The organism is Segeticoccus rhizosphaerae (genome assembly GCF_009192725.1).
Taxonomy (GTDB): Bacteria; Actinomycetota; Actinomycetes; order Actinomycetales; family Dermatophilaceae; genus Segeticoccus; species Segeticoccus rhizosphaerae.
On record NZ_VOHR01000381.1, the window covers coordinates 1 to 3,239 of the forward strand.

Annotated in this window: 3 protein-coding genes; all 3 read left to right on the top strand. The window is 72.1% G+C overall.

Annotation, left to right across the window (positions count from 1 at the left end; translation table 11 throughout):
- Positions 1-155: 155 nt before the first annotated feature.
- Positions 156-1,415 (top strand): alpha-hydroxy acid oxidase, encoded by a 1,260-nt coding sequence (locus FRW57_RS19335; protein WP_137123154.1) that lies wholly within the window; start codon positions 156-158, stop codon positions 1,413-1,415.
- A gap of 34 nt (positions 1,416-1,449) precedes the next feature.
- Positions 1,450-2,307 (top strand): nucleotidyltransferase family protein, encoded by an 858-nt coding sequence (locus tag FRW57_RS19340; protein WP_238384848.1) that lies wholly within the window; start codon positions 1,450-1,452, stop codon positions 2,305-2,307.
- Positions 2,308-2,342: 35 nt separating this feature from the next.
- Positions 2,343-3,239: GHMP family kinase ATP-binding protein (locus tag FRW57_RS19345; protein WP_275263214.1), on the top strand; the 897-nt coding region annotated here is incomplete at its 3' end.

Here is a 3,239-nt window from a genome sequence, read left to right on the forward strand (position 1 = left end):
CGCAGGTGGACGCGCGGGGGTCGAGCGGCGGTCACGCGGCGGTCACGCGGCGCCGGGCACCTGGCTCGCCGCCTCCGCTGGCCTGTTCCGCCCTCCCGCCTACCCGTAGTCTTCGAGGCAGGTCCGAGCCCGTCGTCGCGAAGGAGTCCGTCACTGTGGTCCAGAGGCAGCTGCCCAAGCCGGCCGAGGTCTTCGAGCTGATGAAGTTCAGGAAGATCGAGCCCAACCTGAAGAAGCGCCGACTGCAGGCCGCGCTGACGATCGAGGACCTGCGCCGGATCGCCAAACGCCGCACCCCCGCCGCGGCGTTCGACTACACCGACGGCGGCGCGGAGGGCGAGATCTCGATGGCCCGGGCCGTGCAGGCCTTCGAGGACGTCGAGTTCCACCCCGCGATCCTGCACGACGTCTCCCGGGTGGACACCTCGACGCAGGTCCTCGGCGGCAGCTCCGCGCTGCCCTTCGGCATCGCGCCCACCGGCTTCACCCGCCTGATGCAGACCGAGGGCGAGGTCGCCGGCGCGGGCGCCGCTGCCCGAGCCGGCATCCCGTTCACTCTGTCGACCCTCGGGACGACCTCGATCGAGGACGTCAAGGCGGCCAACCCCCACGGTCGCAACTGGTTCCAGCTCTACGTCATGCGCCAGCGCGAGATCTCCTTCGGGCTCGCCGAGCGCGCGGCCCGGGCGGGCTACGACACCCTGTTCTTCACCGTCGACGCCCCGGTGGCCGGGGCGCGCCTGCGCGACACCCGCAACGGTTTCTCCATCCCGCCCCAGCTTGGCCTGCGCACCTTCTCCAACGCCGCGCTGCGCCCCTGGTGGTGGTGGGACTTCCTCACCACCGCCAAGCTCGAGTTCGCCTCGCTGTCCGAGACCGGGGGGACGGTGGGCGAGCTGCTGGACTCCGCCATGGACCCGTCCATCGACTTCGACGACCTCGCGGAGATCCGCGCGATGTGGCCCGGCAAGTTCGCCGTCAAGGGCGTGCAGACCCTCGAGGACGCCAAGAAGCTCGCCGATGTCGGCGTCGACGCCATCGTGCTGTCCAACCACGGCGGTCGTCAGCTCGACCGCGCTCCCGTGCCCTTCCTCCTGCTCCCCGAGGTGGCCCGTGAACTGGGCAGCGACGTGGAGATCATCGTCGACACCGGCATCCGCAACGGTGCGGACATCGTGGCCTCGTTGGCGCTCGGCGCGAAGTTCACCCTCATCGGGCGTGCCTACCTCTACGGGCTCATGGCCGGCGGCCGCGAGGGCGTCGACCGCGCCATCGCCATCCTCGCCGAGCAGGTGGTCCGCACCATGAAGTTGCTCCAGGTCGGCAACGTCGAGGAGCTGGGCCCCTCCCACGTGACGCAACTGAGCCGTTTCCACCGGCAGGACCAGGAAAGGGCGCACTCCGTCGGCCGTTGAGTTTCCTTCGGCAGGCTCCCGTTAGGTTGTCCGGGTGACCGTCCCGCGACCCGGCCCGTGTCCCACCCGCGGGACCTCGGCGCCGCCCACGAAGGCCGTCATCCTGGCCCGGGGCCTCGGCACCCGCATGCGCCGTGAGTCCCCGGGCGCCCGACTCGGCGCCGACCAGGCCGACGTCGCCGCGACCGGGGTCAAGGCGATGATCCCGATCGGGCGACCGTTCCTCGACTACGCGCTGTCCGCCCTGGCCGACGCCGGCCTGACCGACGTCTGCTTGGTGATCGGCCCGGAGCACGACGTGGTGCGCCGGCACTACGCCTCGACCCCACTCTCGCGGGTCACCGTCACCTTCGCCGAGCAGGCCGAACCGCTCGGGACGGCCGACGCGGTGCTCGCGGCGGAACCGTTCGCGGCAGACGATCGGTTCGTCGTGCTCAACTCCGACAACTACTACCCCGCGGCGGCGCTGGCCCGGCTGCGGGAGGCACCCGGCTCGGCGCTGGCCGGCTTCGACCGGGAGACGCTGGTGCGCGAGAGCAACATCGACGCCGCACGGATCCGCGCGTATGCCGTGCTGCGAGTTGGCGCGGGCGGTCGCCTCGAGGACGTGGTCGAGAAGCCCGACGCGGCCACCATGGCCGCGCTCGGCGGCGACGCGCCGGTCAGCATGAACGCCTGGCTCTTCACGCCGGCCATCTTCGAGGCCTGCCGACGCACCACGCCCTCCAGCCGGGGGGAGCTGGAGATCACCGACGCCGTCCGGGTCGCGATGACGCAGCTGGGCGAGCAGTTCGACGTGGTGCCGGTCCGCGAGGGTGTGCTCGACCTGTCCAGCCGCGGCGACATCGCCTCGGTCCAGCAGCGCCTGGCCGACGTCCCGGTGTCCCTGTGAGCCGCCGACACGTGGAGCTGCTACGCGCGGCGGGCATGAGCGAACTCTCGGCGAGGCACAAGGAGGCGCCCTTCGAGCGGGCGCTGGCCGCGCTGCGAGGCCTGGGCCGCGACACCTCGGGGCCGGTGCCGAGCTGGTTCGTGCCGGGCCGGGTCGAGGTGCTGGGCAAGCACACCGACTACGCCGGCGGGCGGAGCCTTCTCGCGGCGGTCGAACGCGGGGTCTGCGTGGTCGCGCTCCCTCGCTCGGACCGCACGATCCGCGTCGTCGACGTCGCGGAGGGCGTGGACACGACGTTTGCGCTCGAGCCCGGGCTGCGGCCAGCACTTGGGCACTGGAGCAACTACCCGATGACGGTGGCGCGCAGGCTCTCCCGCAACTTCCCCACGGCGAATCGGGGCGCGGACATCGTCATCGCCAGCGACCTGCCACACGCCTCAGGTATGTCGAGCTCCTCCGCCCTGGTCGTCGCGGTCGCCCTCGCCCTCATCGCGGTCAACGAGCTCGAGAGCACCAACCTCTATCGCGCGCACCTGGGCACCGCCGAGGACCTGGCCGGCTACCTGGGCTGTGTCGAGAACGGGCAGAGCTTCGGGCCGCTCACCGGCGACCAGGGGGTCGGCACGTTCGGCGGGAGCGAGGACCACACGGCGATCCTCGCCTGCCGTCCCGGCCTCCTGTCGCAGTACTCCTTCTGCCCCGTGCGCGCCGAGCGCGTCGTGCCGTTCCCGGACGACCACGTCCTCGTGATGGCGGTCAGCGGGGTGGTGGCGGAGAAGACGGGTGCCGCGCTCGCGGCATACAACGGCGCCTCGCTGGCCACGCGGGCGATCCTCGCCCTGTGGCGCGAGCACACCGGACAGGACGCGGAGAGCCTGGTGGCCGCGGCCGCCTCGTCGCCGGACGCACCGGACCTGCTGCGTTCGCTGGTG